This window comes from Psychromonas sp. B3M02, assembly GCF_003318165.1.
Lineage (GTDB): Bacteria > Pseudomonadota > Gammaproteobacteria > Enterobacterales > Psychromonadaceae > Psychromonas.
This window is the reverse complement of sequence record NZ_QOCB01000075.1, coordinates 1-1409: the sequence shown is the minus strand read 5'-3', so window position 1 is coordinate 1409 and position 1409 is coordinate 1. Positions and strand designations below refer to the sequence as shown.

At 36.3% G+C, this 1409-nt stretch carries 1 protein-coding gene; it reads right to left on the bottom strand.

Features of this window, described 5'->3' with window-relative positions:
* Window positions 1-99: 99 nt before the first annotated feature.
* On the bottom strand, window positions 100-1098 hold the full coding sequence (locus DS885_RS08555; RefSeq protein ID WP_113819022.1) for a substrate-binding domain-containing protein: 999 nt from the start codon (window positions 1096-1098) through the stop codon (window positions 100-102).
* Window positions 1099-1409 lie beyond the last annotated feature (311 nt).

Sequence of the window (1409 nt, the reverse complement as noted above, 5' to 3'; positions counted from 1 at the left end):
TTAATACAATTGGTATAAGAGGTATTCAGACACTTCAAAAACATGATTGAAGTATCTAACGTTTTTGTTTGTAAACTGACGGTAGTTGAAACGCTTACTCTAAATACTTTGTACCGATAAACGCTTCACTAAAGTAGGAGAGAAAATACTCGTATCTGGGGTGTATGGTTCTTTTTTGGTTAACTTTAAGGTCAACTCCGTGGCTTGTTTTGCCATCATTTCAATAGGGTAATTTATGGTGGTCAATTTAGGGTATACATAACGAGAAATTAAACCATTATCAAAACCAACAATGGACATTTGAGCTGGCACACTAATATTACTTTCCTCTAATGCACTCAAGGCACCTGCGGCCATAAAATCGTTATAGGTCACTACCGCACTAATATCAGTATTCTTAGACAGTAATTCAATCATTGCGGATTTTCCTCCCTGATCATTACTATCTGCAGCAGCAATATAATGAGCAGGACAATCCAACTTATAATCTTTTAATGCTTGTAAATAACCCGCTTGTCGCTCCGAAGCATCATCAATTTTATGATTCGAATTAATGTAGACAATGTGTTGATGGCCACTGTTAATCAAAAACTCTGTGGCCATGTAAGTCCCTTTAAAGTTATCAAAGGCAATACAACGATCAGCAATCTCAGGAATATAACGGTTAATCAATACTAAACCAGGCACCTCTTTTGCAAAACCTATTAGCTCTTCAGCACTTAACGCCTTAGCATGGATAATTAATGATTCTCTACAACTATTAATCAACAGTTCAATAGCCTCTCTTTCGCTATCCGCATCATGGTAACCATTACCAATTAATAGATGTTTATTATGCTCGCGGGCAACTTGGTCAACGGATTTAATCAGTGCCCCAAAGAATGGGTCTGAAATATCACTGACTAGCACGCCAATGGTATTAGAGTTTTTGCTAACCAAAGCACGGGCATTGACATTAGGGCGATAGCCCAGTTTTTTCATCGCAGTACGTACTGCTTTGATCGATGCTTTACCTGCTTTTGGTGAATTATTAACAACACGAGATACCGTTGCAATGGACACACCCGCTTCTCTCGCGACATCTTTAATTGTTGCCATTTTACCCTCTTAAAAGCTGTTTATTGATTACCTTTACACAAAGGTAACTCATTACCTATTGAGAATCTTGATGGCAATTCCTAACCTAGTGATTAAACGAATGAACTTAAATACAAGCGCTAAACTTTACCTAGTAAAAATAACCTACTCTGGCTGTAAGTTAATGTAAATGTTTGTTCATTTTATGAAACTATAAAAAACTAATGACTTATTCTAGCCAATAAAGTAGATCAATGAACGACTGTCATTAATATTGTTATACGTTATCAGTATTTAAAATTAGAAGATGCTACTCAGCTCCAGTTTATTTG